The sequence below is a fragment of the Bisbaumannia salifodinae genome (genome assembly GCF_055388505.1).
Genome location: NZ_AP043781.1, coordinates 2,463,431 through 2,477,905, shown reverse-complemented (window position 1 = coordinate 2,477,905; position 14,475 = coordinate 2,463,431). Strand labels below are relative to the sequence as shown.

General features: G+C 66.6%; 13 protein-coding genes. 10 read left to right on the top strand and 3 right to left on the bottom strand.

Going from position 1 to position 14,475, the window contains the following annotated elements; all coding sequences use genetic code 11:
- Positions 1-57 precede the first annotated feature (57 nt).
- Positions 58-984: a sensor domain-containing diguanylate cyclase gene (locus ACZ5EF_RS11605; RefSeq protein WP_346064198.1), complete on the bottom strand. Its 927-nt coding sequence runs from the start codon at positions 982-984 to the stop codon at positions 58-60.
- A 383-nt stretch (positions 985-1,367) separates the two neighbouring features.
- Positions 1,368-2,519: a cyclopropane fatty acyl phospholipid synthase gene (gene cfa / locus ACZ5EF_RS11600; RefSeq protein WP_346064253.1), complete on the bottom strand. Its 1,152-nt coding sequence runs from the start codon at positions 2,517-2,519 to the stop codon at positions 1,368-1,370.
- 126 nt (positions 2,520-2,645) lie between these two features.
- Here cfa and ACZ5EF_RS11595 point away from each other — a divergent pair, with 126 nt between their 5' ends.
- Positions 2,646-2,948, top strand: coding sequence for an MTH1187 family thiamine-binding protein (locus ACZ5EF_RS11595; protein WP_346064199.1), 303 nt, complete (start codon positions 2,646-2,648; stop codon positions 2,946-2,948).
- A 33-nt stretch (positions 2,949-2,981) separates the two neighbouring features.
- Here ACZ5EF_RS11595 and ACZ5EF_RS11590 read toward each other — a convergent pair whose 3' ends face one another.
- Positions 2,982-3,902, bottom strand: a complete 921-nt coding sequence (locus ACZ5EF_RS11590; RefSeq protein WP_346064200.1) for a LysR family transcriptional regulator ArgP — start codon at positions 3,900-3,902, stop codon at positions 2,982-2,984.
- 96 nt (positions 3,903-3,998) lie between these two features.
- Here ACZ5EF_RS11590 and ACZ5EF_RS11585 point away from each other — a divergent pair, with 96 nt between their 5' ends.
- The 9 genes from ACZ5EF_RS11585 to ACZ5EF_RS11545 all read left to right on the top strand — a co-directional run bounded on the left by ACZ5EF_RS11585 (position 3,999) and on the right by ACZ5EF_RS11545 (position 14,378).
- A complete protein-coding gene (locus ACZ5EF_RS11585) occupies positions 3,999-4,607 on the top strand; it encodes a LysE/ArgO family amino acid transporter (RefSeq protein ID WP_346064201.1) in 609 nt (202 codons plus the stop codon).
- Positions 4,608-4,840: 233 nt separating this feature from the next.
- Entirely contained in the window at positions 4,841-5,947 is a 1,107-nt protein-coding gene (hppD, locus tag ACZ5EF_RS11580; protein ID WP_346064202.1) for a 4-hydroxyphenylpyruvate dioxygenase, read from the top strand.
- 160 nt (positions 5,948-6,107) lie between these two features.
- On the top strand, positions 6,108-7,568 hold the full coding sequence (locus ACZ5EF_RS11575) for a sodium-dependent transporter (RefSeq protein ID WP_346064203.1): 1,461 nt from the start codon (positions 6,108-6,110) through the stop codon (positions 7,566-7,568).
- Between the two features lie 193 nt (positions 7,569-7,761).
- The gene (gene cobA / locus ACZ5EF_RS11570; protein ID WP_346064204.1) at positions 7,762-8,628 is read left to right on the top strand and encodes a uroporphyrinogen-III C-methyltransferase; all 867 of its coding nucleotides are present in this window, start codon (positions 7,762-7,764) and stop codon (positions 8,626-8,628) included.
- Positions 8,629-8,705: 77 nt separating this feature from the next.
- Positions 8,706-10,427: a sensor histidine kinase gene (locus tag ACZ5EF_RS11565; protein WP_346064205.1), complete on the top strand. Its 1,722-nt coding sequence runs from the start codon at positions 8,706-8,708 to the stop codon at positions 10,425-10,427.
- On the top strand, positions 10,420-11,151 hold the full coding sequence (locus ACZ5EF_RS11560; RefSeq protein WP_346064206.1) for a response regulator: 732 nt from the start codon (positions 10,420-10,422) through the stop codon (positions 11,149-11,151). Before ACZ5EF_RS11565 ends, ACZ5EF_RS11560 begins: the two co-directional genes overlap by 8 nt.
- Positions 11,152-11,288: 137 nt before the next feature.
- Entirely contained in the window at positions 11,289-12,302 is a 1,014-nt protein-coding gene (locus ACZ5EF_RS11555; RefSeq protein WP_346064207.1) for a tripartite tricarboxylate transporter substrate binding protein, read from the top strand.
- 72 nt (positions 12,303-12,374) lie between these two features.
- The gene (locus ACZ5EF_RS11550) at positions 12,375-12,857 is read left to right on the top strand and encodes a tripartite tricarboxylate transporter TctB family protein (protein ID WP_346064208.1); all 483 of its coding nucleotides are present in this window, start codon (positions 12,375-12,377) and stop codon (positions 12,855-12,857) included.
- A gap of 24 nt (positions 12,858-12,881) precedes the next feature.
- Positions 12,882-14,378 (top strand): tripartite tricarboxylate transporter permease, encoded by a 1,497-nt coding sequence (locus ACZ5EF_RS11545; RefSeq protein ID WP_346064209.1) that lies wholly within the window; start codon positions 12,882-12,884, stop codon positions 14,376-14,378.
- Positions 14,379-14,475: the final 97 nt, after the last annotated feature.

The following is a 14,475-nucleotide window of genomic DNA, read 5'->3' as shown; positions in this document are numbered from 1 at the left end:
CGCTAGTCGTTCGGGGCGTCGATGGCGCCCCGACGCTGCCGAGATGTGCCGGTCGCGTTAATTCTCCGGGGCGTCGATGGCCCGATTGCGCCCCGACTCCTTGGCGATATAGAGGTGACGGTCGGCACGATCGATCAGCGCCTCGCGGTTTTCGCCGATACGGTATTCGGCGACCCCCAGGCTGATGGTCACCCGCCGTGGGAAGAGCCCGAAGTCATGGCCGGCGATGCGCTCGCGCAGGCGCTGAGCCACCGCCAGGGCCTGGGGCCGTGGCGTCAGCGGCAGCAAGACGGCGAATTCCTCGCCGCCCAGGCGGGCCAGGGTATCCTCGCCGCGCAGCTCCTCCTGGCAGAGGGTCGCCAGCCGGCACAGCACCTCATCCCCCTTGAGATGCCCCCAGGTGTCATTGACGCGCTTGAAGTGGTCCAGGTCGAAGAGGATCAGCGACAAGGGGGTGCCGTGGCGGCAGCTCAGGGAGAGCTGATAGTCCAGGCAGCTCATCAGCTTGCGTCGATTGGGCAGGCCGGTCAGCTCGTCGGTATCGGAGAGTTCGCGGAGATGCGCCTGATGGGCGATCTGCTCGCTGATATCGACCATGACGCCGTGCCAGAGGGTGCCGTCGCCATGGGGCTCCGGCTGGGCGCGCACGCCGAACCAGGCCTCGCCGCCCTCGGGGCGGCTCAGGCGAAACTGGGTCGCCATTAGGCTGAGGCCCTTGGCGGAGCGTTCCACCGCCACCATCAGGCGAGGAAAGTCCTCGGGGTGGACCCGATCGAAGGCATGGCGGCCATCGTCGGCGAGCCGCAGGCGCTGGTGGGCGTCGCCCAGCACCGGACTGTCGGCACCGGCGATATAGGGGAAGCAGATCCTTCCCTCGGCGCTGCGATAGCATTGGAAGATCAGCCCCGGCAGGCGGGCGCTCAAGGTCGCCAGCCGTTGCGAGGCCTCCCCGGGGCGTTCCAGGGTGGTGGAATCGAAAGGCATGGGCCTTCCCTGCGTGTGATTTTCTTATTATCCATCGATCATTGCCGATGGGTTTATTAGTTTTTATCGAACTGAGTATCCTACCCATTGCAGACCGGGAGGATATCCTCTCTTGGAAGTAAGTCATTTTACACGATTCGTGTAAGAAATTGGCTATGGGTAAAGAAAGGTGTGGAATTCGCCCGACCGCCTCGGCGGAGGTCGTGTACTCCTCGAGTGAGATATCGGCGTGGGGCGTCGTGGCGGCCGAGGCGACCCCGGGAGAAGACCACTTGCCACAGTTGCATATGGTGGGCGCGGAAGCCGCCGGCACAGACGGAGAGGCGTGGTAAAGCGCCGGAACATGCGCCTCGGCGGAGGTCGTGTACTCCTCGAGTGGGATATCAGCGCGGGGCGTCGTAGCGGCCGAGGCGGCCCCGGGAGAAGACCACCTGCCAGAGTTGCATATGGCGGGCGCGGAAGCCGCCGGCACAGACGGAGAGATAGTACCGGAACATGCGCCGGGTGCGCTCATTGTAGTTGTCGGCGATCTCGTGCCAGCGCTCGTCGACATTGGCCAGCCAGGCCATCAGGGTACGGTCATAGTCTGCCCCGAAGTTCTGCCAGTCCTCCATCATCAGGTGCGCCTCGCTGGCCTTGGCGATGTGCATCGCCGAGGGCAGTATTCCGTTGGGGAAGATGTACTTGTTGATCCAGGGGTCGGTACTGATGTCGGAGTTGTTCCTGCCGATGGTGTGGAGCAGGAAGAGGCCCCCGGCATCCAGCAGCCGCTCCACGGTCTGGAAGTAGGTGGCGTAGTTGCGATGGCCCACATGCTCGAACATGCCGATGGAGACGATGCGGTCGTAGTGGCCCTCCAGGTCGCGGTAGTCCTGCAGCCGGATCTCCACCGGCAGGCCCTCGCAGCGCTCACGGGCCAGGGCGGCCTGCTCCCTGGAGATGGTGATGCCGGTGACCTCCACGCCGTGGTGGCGGGCGGCGTGCTCGGCGAAGCTTCCCCAGCCGCAGCCGATGTCCAGCACCCGCATGCCCGGATGCAGGTCGAGCTTGCGGCAGGCCAGCTCCAGTTTGGCCCGTTGCGCCTCATGCAGGTTCCTGGCTTCCTTCCAGTAGCCGCAGGAGTAGCACATGGTGGGGTCGAGCATGCGCTCGAAGAGGTCGTTGCCGAGGTCATAGTGGGCCTCGCCGACGATATAGGCGCGGGCCTTGCTTTGCAGGTTGAAGAAGCCCGACTGGAGTCGATACATCAGCCGTTCGGTGGACGTATGGGCGCGTTCGCCCAGGCCGTGCAGCAGCAGGCGACAGGTCATCTCGTCGATACGGTCGCACTCCCACCAGCCATCCATATAGGCCTCGCCCAGTCCCAGGGTGCCCTGATGAAGCACCCGGGAGAAGAAGTCGGGGTGATAGACTCGCAGGTCCCAGGGCTGGTTGCCGTTGAGGGTCACGCCGGAACCTGCCAGCAGCTGTTCGATAATGCGTCTGGCGCGAGTATCCGGCAGGGTAAGGGGGGCGATATGGGTATCACTGGTCATGGCGTCCTCCTGGGCCTGGTGGGACATGGGCTGGCTCCGCGGCTGCCGGCAACTTAGGATTGAGCATAGTTCAAGCGACTAATCCTTGGTAATCAAGGCATTCCCAACGATAAGGAGAGGCGTGATATGCAAGTCATGGTGGATCTCTGCGTGGTGCCCCTGGGCGTGGGGGTCTCGGTATCCCCCCAGGTGGCGGCCTGTCAGCGGGTCATTCAGGCCTCCGGGCTGAATTATCGTATGCACGCCTATGGCACCAATATCGAGGGGCCCTGGGATGAGGTGATGGCGGTGGTCAAGCGCTGCCATGAGGTGGTGCACGAGATGGGCGCGCCGCGCATCACCTCGACCCTCAGGGTGGGCACCCGCATCGATCGGGCGCAGTCCATGGACGACAAGGTGGCCAGCGTGGAGGCGTTACTTAAAGAATAGACGCCACGACCCCGGTCTAACGAGATGCCCCGCCTAGCGCGGGGCATCGTCGTCTTGGGGCAGGGGTTCCAGCCAGTCGCCACTGTGTCTGAGCAGATGGCCGGTCAGGGCCTCCAGGGTCGCTCCCCCTTGGCGCCAGTGATGCCAGTAGAGGGGGACCTCGATGCGACGCGCCTGGTCATCGAGGCTGGGAAGTTCCACCAGGCGGCCCTCGGCCAGTTCGCGAGCCACCTGGCGCTCGGGGATCATGCCGTAGCCGAGCCCGGCCAGCGCCATGCCCACGAACCCCTCGGAGGAGGGGCAGAGGTGGTGGGGGAAGGGCTCATGGAAGCCGTGGCGAGCCAGGTAGCGATGCTGCAGGCGATCGTCCGGACCATAGACGATGGCCGGGGCATGACGCAGGGCCGCATGGCTGAGGCCGGCGGGGAAGTGCCGGGCAATAAAGGCGGGGCTGGCCAGGGCGCGATATCGCATCTGGCCCAGGGCGTGACTGCGGGCCCCCTGAACCGGGCGTGGCGTGTCGCAGAGGCAGCCCGCCACCTCGCCATCGCGCATGCGCCTGAGGGCCACCTCCTGATCCTCCACCAGCAGTTCGAAGAGCAGCCGGTGCTCCCGGCAGAAGCTGGCCATGCTGGCGGGCCACCAGGTGGCCAGACTATCGGCATTGATCGCCAGGCGCAGGCGCGGCTCCGCCTCGCCCAGGGTCGGCACCTGATCCAGCAGATCATGCTCCAGCAGGCGTACCTGGCGGGCATGGTTGAGCAGGCGCCGTCCCACCGGAGTGGGGGCGAGGCGCGGGCCGCGGACCAGTACCGGCTGACCGAGACGCGCCTCCAGCAGCTTGATGCGCTGGGAGACCGCCGACTGGGTCAGCCCCAACTGCTGGGCGCCGCGTTCGAAGCCGCCCTGATCCACCACCGCGGTCAGGGCCTCGAGGAGCTTGTAGTCGAACATCAGGCTTTCTTATTTCTCATTCGGTGAATTAATTTCATTAATTTATCTTGCCACTCTAGCCTGGGCGCTTCCATTGCACCATCGAGGAGTCGTGTCGTGTGGAGTTCGCTGTTTCATGGGCTGGTGGTGGGGGCCGGACTGATCATCGCCATCGGGGCCCAGAATGCCTTCGTGCTCAATCAGGGGTTACGCCGGGAACACGGTTATCTGGTGGCCGCCCTCTGTGCCCTCTGTGACTGGCTGCTGATCGCCCTGGGGGTGCTGGGGGTCGGGACCCTGCTGGCCCAGCAGCCGGCCCTGATCGCCGTGGCGCGCTGGGGCGGGGCGCTGTTTCTGGCCTGGCAGGCGGGGCTGGCACTGCGTCGGGCCGGTGCGGCCCAGGGGCTGGTGGGGCGTGGCACGACGCCGCGCTCCCGCCGGGTGGTGGTCCTGACCACCCTGGCGGTGACCCTGCTCAATCCCCAGGTCTATCTCGACACTCTGTTATTGCTGGGGGCCATCGGTGCCCTCCAGCCCAGTCCCATGGGTTTCATGATGGGGGCGGCCCTGGCCTCCTGTGGCTGGTTCTTCGGCCTGGTGGGCGCCGCCGCCTGGTTGGCGCCCCGCCTGGCCAGCCCGGGAACCTGGCGGCTGATCGACCTGGGTATCGCCGCCATGCTGGGCTGGGTGGCCTGGCAACTGGCCAGTGGCGCCATGCTGGCATAAGGGTGTCACGTTTTATTTACGGCCTGTCAGGCCGCTGCACCACCCGGGGGGCGCCATCCGGCGAGGGTCGAGGGGTGTAATAAGAAGTTTACGTTAGCTGGCCTCCGAAGCCGGGAGTCGCCGGGCATTGCCGCCGATGGGGGCATTCCCGGCGTGCTCCCGTAGCCCTAGCCTGTAGCCATCCCACCTGGCCAAGGGCCGGGGCATGACGACACAACAACCGGAGGCTTATCATGAACGCCGTGGCACAGACCCAGACAACCGCCGAGATCTCGTCCCACAACCCCATCGGCACCAACGGTTTCGAGTTCGTCGAATTCACCGCGCCGGATGCCGCAGGCATCGACGCCCTGCGCGGCCTCTTTACCCAGTTGGGCTTCACCGAGACCCGCAAACACCGCTCCAAGCAGGTCTTCCTGTTCCAGCAGGAGGGCGTGAACTTCGTGCTCAACGCCGAGCCGGGCAGCCATGCCGCCGAGTTCGCGCGCATTCATGGGCCCAGCGCCTGCGCCATGGCCTGGAAGGTGGCCGATGCCAAGCAGGCCTATGCGCATGCCCTGGCCAATGGCGCCGAGGCCATGGAGAACCCGGTGGGCCCCGGCGAGGTGGGGATTCCCGCGGTCAAGGGCATCGGCGGCTCGCTGCTCTACTTCGTCGACAACAAGCTCGACGACCAGGGCCGCACCATCTACGACATCGACTTCGAGGCCATCGACGGGCGTACCGCCCAGGACAACAGCGTCGGCCTGCAGATCCTCGATCACCTGACCCACAACGTGGATCGCGGCCAGATGGACGTCTGGGCGGACTTCTATACCCGTATCGCCAACTTCCGCGAGATCCGCTATTTCGATATCGAGGGCAAGATGACCGGGCTCTTCTCCCGGGCCATGACCGCGCCCTGCGGGAAGATGCATATCCCCATCAACGAGTCCGCCGACGATAACTCCCAGATCGCCGAATTCCTGCGCGAGTACAACGGCGAGGGGATCCAGCACCTGGCCATGGCCACCGACGATATCTACGCCACCGTCAAGGCGCTGAAGGCCAATGGCGTCAAGTTCCTCACCACCCCGGACACCTACTACGAGAAGGTCGACGCCCGGGTGCCCAATCACGAGGAGAACGTCGAGGAGCTACGCGAGCTGAGCCTGCTGGTGGACGGTGCCCCGGATCAGGGCGTGCTGCTGCAGATCTTCACCGAGACCGTGATCGGCCCGATCTTCTTCGAGATCATTCAGCGCAAGGGCAACGACGGCTTCGGCGAGGGTAACTTCAAGGCCCTGTTCGAATCCATCGAGGAGGATCAGATCCGCCGCGGCGTGCTCAAGGCCGACTAAGGCGATACCGCCGCCTCGACTCGGGGCGGCGGTTTTGCTACAAGTCAGGCCTTAGTGTCAAGCTTGGCGATAAAAACAGACTTTCCATTTGGTCTAATGGCTCTATAGCGACAAATAACGCTAAAATCACCGACAACAACAAGTGCTGTAAGGTATCCCGATGACGACGACAAATGACGCACCCAAGACCCTCTGGCTTGGGCGATGGGGGTTCGTGCTGGCGGCCACCGGTTCCGCGGTGGGCCTCGGCAATATCTGGAAGTTTCCCTATATCACCGGCGAATTCGGCGGTGGTGCCTTCGTGCTGGTCTACCTGGCCTGCATCCTGGCGGTGGGCGTGCCCATCATGATGGCCGAGATCAGCTTCGGGCGACGCGGTCGCGGCAGCCCCATCGATGCCATTCGGCGGGTGGTGCAGGAGTCCGGCGGCGGTGGCTTCTGGTCGCTGTTCGGCTGGATGGCCATGCTCTGCGGCTTCATGATCCTGACCTTCTATGTGGTGGTGGCCGGCTGGTCCTTCGCCTACCTGTGGAAGATGCTCAGCGGTGGCCTGGTGGGCTCCAGCGTCGAGGATATGGCGGCCATCTTCGAGGCCAACAACGCCAACCCCGCCAACCTGGGGCTGTGGAGCACCCTGGTCACCGTGCTGACCATGCTGATCGTCGGCAAGGGCGTGCAGGCGGGTATCGAGCGCAGCGTCAGTTGGATGATGCCGGGCATGGTGGTGATGCTGGCGATCCTGATCGGCTATGGCGTCTATTCCGGCGGTTTCGGCGAGGCCTTCGCCTTCCTGTTCTCCTTCAACACCGACGGCCTGAGCAGCGAAGGGCTGTTGGCGGCCCTGGGGCATGCCTTCTTTACCCTGTCCCTGGCCTCCGGTGCCATCCTCACCTACGGCGCCTACCTGCCCAAGGGCCACTCCATCGCGCGCACCACCTTCAGCGTGGCCATCGCCGATACCGTGGTGGCGCTGATGGCCGGCCTGGCGATCTTCCCGATCATCTTCGCCAACGGCATGAGCCCGGGCGGCGGTCCGGGGCTGATCTTCATGAGCCTGCCGCTGGCCTTCCAGGCCATGCCGCTGGGCACCCTGTTCGGCGTGCTGTTCTTCCTGATGCTCTCCATGGCGGCCCTGACCTCCTCCATTTCGATGATCGAGGCCACCGTGGCCTGGCTTATCGACAACAAGGGAGTGTCGCGCAAGCAGGCCTCCTGGGGCGTGGGCATCGTGCTGTGGGTGGTCAGTACCCTGGCGATGCTCTCCTTCAACTGGGGCGCCGACTGGACCCTGGGCGGGCGTAACTTCTTCGATTGGCTCGATTACCTGACCTCGCGCTGGATGATGCCCCTGGGTGGCCTGGGCATGGCGCTGATGGCCGGCTTCCTGCTGCGCAACGAGCTGTTCAAGGAAGAGCTGGGGCTCTCCAACGTCCAGCATGCGCTCTGGCTGTTCATGGTGCGCTACGTCAGCCCGCTGGGCATCGTGCTGATCTTCGTCGATGCCCTGGGCCTGGCCAGCCTCAACCTGGCCGTCCAGTGGCCCTGGCTGCTGGCCCTGCTGATCGCCGTCACCGTGGTCGGCGAGCTGGCCAGCCCGCGGCTCAAGCGTCAGTTCTCCTGATCCCGCGACCGCCATCATGGCCCTGCGGCCCCCGCCTGGAGCGGGGGCCGCTTGTTTTGGTGGGATTGGCGATAAGCTATGATCCCATGGGCATTGGCCCGGCCGGCGCCCTGACCTTATATTTGGCTATAAGAAGTCGGGAATATCGATTAAAATAGAATATCCAGTCCCGCGAGTCCCAGGAGCCCGCCCCATGATCGCCAGCGACGCCCCCACCCCCGATGCCCAGCGCCTGGCACTGCTGCGCGATTTTCCCCGCGGCCAGGTGGCCCTGGTGGGCGCCGGTCCGGGGGATCCCGAGCTGCTGACCCTCAAGGCCCTCAAGCGGCTGCAAGTGGCGGAGGTGATCCTTCATGATCGCCTGGTCAGTGCCGAGATCCTGGCCCTGGCCAACCCCCAGGCACAATGCCTCTATGTGGGCAAGGCGCGCTCGCAACATAGCCTGCCCCAGGAGGGCATCAACCAGGCCCTGGTGGAGTGGGCCCGGGAGGGCAAGCGGGTGGTGCGCCTCAAGGGCGGCGACCCCTTTATCTTCGGCCGCGGCGGCGAGGAGCTGGAGACCCTGGCCGCGGCCGGCGTGACTTTCGAGGTGATTCCCGGAGTGACCGCCGCCGCCGGCTGCGGCGCCTATGCGGGCATTCCCCTGACTCACCGCGATCATGCGCAGTCGGTGCGCTTCGTCACCGGCCACCTCAAGGACGGCAGCTGCGACCTGGATTGGCCGGCCCTGGCGCGGCCGGGGCAGACCCTGGTCTTCTATATGGGCCTGGGCAGCCTGGAGATTATCCGCACCCGACTGCAGGAGTACGGCCTGCCAGGAGCCACTCCGTTGGCCCTGGTGGAGCAGGGCACCACGGCGCGCCAGCGGGTCCACCGTGGCACCCTGGCCGATCTGCCCGAGGTGCTGCGCTCGGGCACGGTGCGCCCGCCGACCCTGATCATCGTCGGTAGCGTGGTCGGCCTGCACGACCGCCTGGCCTGGTTCCAGGGCGACAGCGCCAGCCAGGGCTGGGACGAAGGCAAGCACCCGACACCCCAGGCCAGCAGTCAGAGCGCCTGATCGAGAGCCCGGGGGCTCCCCCTTGATACCCGGCGGCCGCATGCGACAATGTCCGTCCCCTTAGCGCGGACTATCCTATGGCCACTTCTCCCCAAGATGCCCTGTCATGGCGCCGCCGCGGCCAGCGCCGGCGTCGCCTGCGCAGCTTTCGCCTGCAGGTGATGCTGCTGGTGGGGGCCCTGCTGGCGGGCATGCTGCTGGCCCAGGGCGCCTACCTCAATCACCGCAAGGCGGAGATCATCGCCGACCAGATGGGCCAGCGGGCCCTGGCGGTGGCGCTGAGCGTGGCCTCGATTCCCGAGGTGATCGCCGCCTTCGACACCCCCGATCCCAGCGCCACCCTCCAGCCGATCGCCGAGCGTATCCGCCGCGAGACCGGGGCCCGCTATGTGGTGGTGGGGGATCGGCAGGGCATCCGGCTCGCCCATCCGCTGCCGGAGCGCCTGGGGCTGCCCATGGTGGGGGGCGACAACGATCGGGCGCTGCTTCATGGCGAATCCTATGTCTCCGAGGCCACCGGTTCCCTGGGCGAGGCGATCCGCGGCAAGACCCCGGTGTTCGATGCCCGGGGCGAGATCGTCGGCATCGTCTCGGTGGGCTTTATGCTCGACCGGGTGGCCATGGACGTGGGCCGCTACACCGGCCTGAGCTGGGCCCTGGTGGCGTTGATGGTGGTGCTGGGCTTCGCCGGGGCCTATGGACTGTCGCGGCACCTCAAGAAGGTGATCCTGGGCCTCGAGCCCCACGAGATCGCCCGCCTGGCCATGGAGAAGGAAGCCATCCTGCAGTCGATCCACGAGGGCATCCTGGCCATCAACCGGGAGGGGCGCATCACCCTGGTCAACCAGCAGGCGCGGCGCTTCCTGGGTCTGCCCGACGAGCGCCAGGTACTCGGCGAGCCGGTACAGGAGGTGGTGCCCAACTCGCGGCTGCTGGAGGTGCTGGAGCGGGGCGAGCAGCAATTCGACCAGCAGATGTGGCTGGGGGATCACCCGGTGGTGGTCAACCGGGTGCCGGTGCGTTACGACGGCCAGATCGAGGGGGCCGTGGCCACCTTCCGCAGCCGCCGCGAGATCGTCGAGCTCTCCCAGGCCCTGAGCCAGGCCAGCCGCGACGTGGACATGCTGCGTGCCCAGGCCCATGAGTTTTCCAACAAGCTGTATACCATCGCCGGCCTCTTGCAACTGGAGCGGGTCCGCGAGGCCCTGGCACTGATCCACCAGGAGAGCGCCCAGCAGCAGGCGCGCATGAGCTTCCTGCGCGACCATGTGGCGGACCCGGTGCTCAGCGGCACCCTGCTGGGCAAGCTGACCCGGGCCCGGGAGCTGGGGGTGACGCTGGAGATCGATCCCGACAGCTCCCTGGGGGTGCCCCTGACCGCCACCGGCCAGGAGGTGCTGATGAGCGTGATCGGCAATCTGCTCGACAATGCCTGCGACGCGGCCCTGCAGGGCGCCGCCCAGGCCCGGGACGAGAACGGGGAGGGCGCCCGGGTGCGACTCTTCTTTACCGACCTGGGCGAGCAGTTGCTGATCGAGGTGGAGGATAACGGCCTCGGGGTGCCCGCCGACCGGGCCGCGACGATCTTCGCGGAGGGCTTCTCCACCAAGCCCGGCAAGCACCGGGGCATCGGCCTGGCCCTGGTGGCCCGGCTATGTCGCCAGCACGGCGGCGAGATCACCCTGGAGGAGAGCGAGCTGGGGGGCGCCGCCTTCACCGCGGTGCTGGATAAGTCACTGTGCCAGGCGCCGGCCCCCGGCGAGCGTCCACCGATAGCCCAAGGACACGCCGATGAGTGAGCCCGAGTACGGCATCCTGATCATCGAGGATGATTTCCGCATCGCCGAGATTCATCGCGCCTTCGTGGAGCGCAGCCCCGGCTTTCGCGTGGTGGGGGTGGCCAAGAGCGCCGCCGAGGCCCGCGCCCTGCTGGCCGAGGCCGGCGACGCCGTTCAACTGGTGCTGCTGGATGCCTATATTCCCGACGTCCGGGGGCTGGAGCTGCTGTGGGAGCTGCGCCGCGATCATGGGCAACTGGATATCGTCATGATCACCGCCGCCAAGGAGGTGGAGACCATCCAGGAGGCGCTGCGTGGCGGGGTCTTCGACTACCTGATCAAGCCCAGCGAGGAGGCGCGCATGGCCCAGATGCTGGCGCGCTTTCGCGCCGAGCGCTCGGCCCTGGCCAGCAAGGCAGAGATGAGCCAGGAGGAGCTCGATCGGGTGATGGCCCGCGGCCATGGCGGGACCGAATCGGCTGGGGCATCGCGTGCCCTGCCCAAGGGCATCGACCGCCTGACCCTGGCCAAGGTGGTGGAGGGGCTCGAGGCGCTCGGCGAGCCCGCCACCGCCATGCAGGCCGCCCGAGAGATCGGTGCCAGCCGCTCCACGGCGCGCCGCTACCTGGAGTTCCTGGTCTCCGTTGGCGTGGCGGCGGCGGAGTTGGGCTATGGTGATGTGGGGAGGCCCGAGCGGCGCTATCGCCTGGTGGGTAGCGCCGTGCCCTGGCTGGAGGGGCCGTGAACACAATGGACAAAATGGCCAGAATGCTCATTTTGTCCTTTATGGTCACAAGCTTGTTGAGGCCATGGGGCTCTCCTAAGGTTCGGTGGTACGCCTGCGGGCGACTCACAATAACAGACCTAACGTCGGAGAACGCCATGACCGCCACGCCCCTCACTTCCCGCAAGCCCGGCCTCAAGCGCCTCGCCCTGCTGGCCCTGCCGCTGGCCGCCCTGGCCGGGACCTCCACCGTCCAGGCCGACTGGGAGCCCACCCGCCCGGTGGAATTCGTCGCCCCGGCCAATCCCGGCGGTGGCTGGGATACCCTGGTACGCACCGTCTCCCGGGTGCTCCAGGAGGAGGGCCTGGCCGAGCAGAACTTCGCCCCCATCAATGTGCCGGGGGGCGGCGGTGCCGTGGCCTGGGCACAGATCGCCCGGGACGGCGGTAACCCCCATAAGCTGTTCGCCACCAGCCCGCCCATCATCCTGGTGCCCCTGGCCGGCACCTCACGCTTCGACCATAGCGACTTCACCCCCATCGCCCGGTTGATCACCGACTACTCCATCGTGCTGGTGGCGGCGGATTCCGAGTACCAGGACCTCAACGACCTGCTCGAGGCGGTGCGCGAGGATCCCAGCCTGAGCATCGGCGGCGGTAGCGCCCCGGGCTCCATGGACCATATCGCCATGGCCGGCCTGGCCGATGCCGCCGGCCTGGAGGCCTCCAGCGTCAACTATATCGCCTTCTCCGGCGGCGGCGAGGCCATGACCAACCTGCTCGGCGGCCACGTGGAGGCGGTGATCTCCGGTGCCGGCGAGGTCGCCGGTCAGTTGGGGGAGGGCAGCGAGGTGCGCGCCCTGGGGGTCTCGTCTCCCGAGCGCCTGAGCGGCGCCCTGGCCGAGGTGCCCACCTATCAGGAGCAGGGCATCGACTACGGTTTCGATATCTGGCGCGGCGTGCTGGGGGCCCCGGATATGCCGGAAGAGGCGGTGGCCTACTACGAGGCGCTGTTCGCCGAGATGCTCGAGACCGAGGGCTGGCAGCAGGCCCGCGATCAACTGGGCTGGCTCGATGCCTACCAGGACGGCGAGACCTTCGGTGCCTTCCTCGACGCCCAGCGCGACCAGTTCAGTGAGATTCTCGACGACCTGGGCCTGCTCCGTCGCTGATTCTCTGCGCTTCTTTCCTGACTCAAGCCGTGCCGGCGGGCCACTTGCCCGCCGGCACGAGGTGGTATTCCCATGACGCGACTCAATACCAATCAGATCCTGGCGATCCTGATCGCCCTGCTGGCCCTGGGCTATTTGGCCATGGCCTTCCAGATTCCCACCTTTCCGCTACCGCGGCCGGTGGATTCCGACCTCTTCCCCAAGGTGCTGGGGGTTACCCTGCTGGGGCTGGCGGTGTGGCTGTTCCTGGAGCGCCCCACCGCCGACGAGGTGCCCCATGAACCCAGCGCCGAGGAGCGGGCCCTGCCGCTGCTGCTGCGGCCCTGGTCGCGGGTGGTGATCACCGCCCTGGCGATCGCCGCCTATGCGTTGCTGCTGGTGCCGCTGGGCTTCGTGCTGACCTCCACGGCGCTGGCCTTCGGCCTGGCCTGGTACTACGGCTACCGCCGCCATGGCGTCAACCTGGCGACTTCCCTGGGGGTGGTACTGAGCCTCTACCTGGTGATGACCCGCATCATGGACGTCTACCTGCCCACCGGCCCGCTGCCCCTGTGAGCCCCAGCCCGAGAGAGCCTTCCCATGGAGTCCTTCAATAACCTGATGTATGGCTTCGGCATCGCGCTGGAGCCGATGAACCTGGTCTATGTCTTCGCCGGGGTCTTCGCCGGCACCATCATCGGCATGCTGCCGGGGCTGGGCCCCATCAGCGCGCTCGCCCTGATGATCCCGCTGACCTTCGCCATGGATCCCGCCTCGGGACTGATCCTGATGGCGGGGGTCTACTATGGCGCCATCTTCGGCGGTTCCACCTCCTCGATCCTGCTCAATGCCCCCGGCGTGGCCGGCACCGTGGCCACCTCTTTCGATGGCTACCCGATGGCCAAGCAGGGCATGGCCGGCAAGGCCCTGGCCATCGCCGCCTATGCCTCCTTCGTCGGTGGCACCATCTCGGTGGTCTTCCTGATGCTGGTGGCACCGCTGCTCGGCAAGGTGGCGGTGAGCTTCGGGCCGGCGGAATACTTCGCGCTGATGGTGCTGGGCCTGACCGCGGTGGTCTCGCTCTCCGACAAGTCCCTGGTCAAGGGGCTGATCGCCGCGGTGATCGGGGTGATGATCTCGATCATCGGCATCGACCTGCAGACCGGCACCGAGCGCTACACCTTCGGTACCCTGCACCTGCTGGACGGCATCGACTTCCTGGTGGTGGCACTCGGCATCTTCGCCCTGGCCGAGGTCTTCTACATGCTGCTGCGGGGCGGCGGCGGCAAGGAGCCGCCGCGCAACGCCATCGGCTCCCTCAAGCTGTCGAAGTCCGAGGTCAAGGAGATCGCCGCGCCGGTGGGTCGCAGCTCGGTGCTGGGCTTCTTCACCGGGGTGCTGCCCGGCGCCGGGGCCACCATCGGCTCCTTCCTCGGCTACAGCATGGAGAAGCGCCTGGCCAAGGACGGCGACACCTTCGGCAAGGGCAATATCAAGGGGGTGGCCGCCCCCGAGGCCGCCAACAACGCCGCCTGCACCGGCTCCTTCGTGCCGCTGCTGACCCTCGGCGTGCCGGGTTCCGGGACCACGGCGGTGCTGCTCGGCGCCCTGCTGGTGATGGGCGTGACCCCGGGGCCGGCGATGCTGGTGGATCGCCCGGACGTCTTCTGGGGGGTGATCGCCAGCATGTATATCGGCAATATCTTCCTGCTGGTACTCAACCTGCCGCTGATTCCGCTGATCGCCAAGATCCTCGATATGCCGCGGCCGCTGCTGCTGGCGCTGATCCTGATCTTCTGCATGGTGGGCGTCTACGGCATGAGCTTCAGCATCTTCGACCTGCTGCTGCTGCTCGGCTTCGGCCTGATTGGCCTGGGCATGCGCCTGTTCGGCTTCCCCACCGCGCCGCTGATCCTGGCGCTGATCCTCGGCGATATCATGGAGGAATCGATGCGTCGCGCCCTGCAGATCTCCGGCGGCGACTGGATGACCTTTATCGACAAGCCGATCTCCCTGGCGCTGCTGGTGGTGGCGGCCCTGTCGCTGACCCTGCCGCTGATCAAGAAGCTGGTGGTGGCGCGTCGCGTCCGGGCCTGAGTCGGCGATTGACCCGGCGAGCGACCCGGCCCGAGAGGGCCAACTCATCGACGGGGCCGCGCACAGCGCGGCCCCGTCGTCGTCTGCGGCCAAGGTC

Coding starts and splice junctions, on each gene's coding strand:
- ACZ5EF_RS11605 (WP_346064198.1), bottom strand. CDS start 984: ATGCCTTTCGATTCCACCACCCTGGAACGCCCCGGGGAGGCCTCGCAA.
- cfa (WP_346064253.1), bottom strand. CDS start 2,519: ATGACCAGTGATACCCATATCGCCCCCCTTACCCTGCCGGATACTCGC.
- ACZ5EF_RS11595 (WP_346064199.1), top strand. CDS start 2,646: ATGCAAGTCATGGTGGATCTCTGCGTGGTGCCCCTGGGCGTGGGGGTC.
- ACZ5EF_RS11590 (WP_346064200.1), bottom strand. CDS start 3,902: ATGTTCGACTACAAGCTCCTCGAGGCCCTGACCGCGGTGGTGGATCAG.
- hppD (WP_346064202.1), top strand. CDS start 4,841: ATGAACGCCGTGGCACAGACCCAGACAACCGCCGAGATCTCGTCCCAC.
- ACZ5EF_RS11575 (WP_346064203.1), top strand. CDS start 6,108: ATGACGACGACAAATGACGCACCCAAGACCCTCTGGCTTGGGCGATGG.
- cobA (WP_346064204.1), top strand. CDS start 7,762: ATGATCGCCAGCGACGCCCCCACCCCCGATGCCCAGCGCCTGGCACTG.
- ACZ5EF_RS11565 (WP_346064205.1), top strand. CDS start 8,706: ATGGCCACTTCTCCCCAAGATGCCCTGTCATGGCGCCGCCGCGGCCAG.
- ACZ5EF_RS11560 (WP_346064206.1), top strand. CDS start 10,420: ATGAGTGAGCCCGAGTACGGCATCCTGATCATCGAGGATGATTTCCGC.
- ACZ5EF_RS11555 (WP_346064207.1), top strand. CDS start 11,289: ATGACCGCCACGCCCCTCACTTCCCGCAAGCCCGGCCTCAAGCGCCTC.
- ACZ5EF_RS11550 (WP_346064208.1), top strand. CDS start 12,375: ATGACGCGACTCAATACCAATCAGATCCTGGCGATCCTGATCGCCCTG.
- ACZ5EF_RS11545 (WP_346064209.1), top strand. CDS start 12,882: ATGGAGTCCTTCAATAACCTGATGTATGGCTTCGGCATCGCGCTGGAG.